At 68.6% G+C, this 325-nt stretch carries 1 protein-coding gene; it reads right to left on the bottom strand.

The window, feature by feature from the left end:
• On the bottom strand, positions 1 to 325 hold a 325-nt coding region (locus tag CVH10_RS19010; RefSeq protein ID WP_146143081.1), incomplete at both ends, for an iron chelate uptake ABC transporter family permease subunit.

Genomic DNA, 325 nt, shown 5'->3' with positions numbered 1-325 from the left:
AAGGGCCGTCAGAGGCTTGGCCAGCACCACGGCGCCGAACAGGCCGAGCGCCAACAGCGGCGCCAGGGTGACGAAATCGCCCCAGACCACATTGGCAAAGGTGGCGTCGTTCCAGGCCGCGAAGATCCGTCCCTGGTTGCGGTTGGTGAAGTGCAGCAAGACGCTGATCAGGCCCTGGGCCAGGAAACCCAGCATCAGGCCCAGGACCAGCAGGGTGACGGACCCCACGCGGCGCGCCATGGCGCTCATGGCCATCGCCACGCCGAGCGTGCCCAGGACCGAACCGGCCACGACGCCCAGGCCCGCGAACCCGGTGAGAACCATC

This window comes from Halomonas sp. ND22Bw (assembly GCF_003011945.1).
Taxonomy (GTDB): Bacteria; Pseudomonadota; Gammaproteobacteria; order Pseudomonadales; family Halomonadaceae; genus Halomonas; species Halomonas halophila.
Note: the sequence above shows the minus strand (reverse complement) of the source record. Positions and strands in the feature narration are given on the sequence as shown.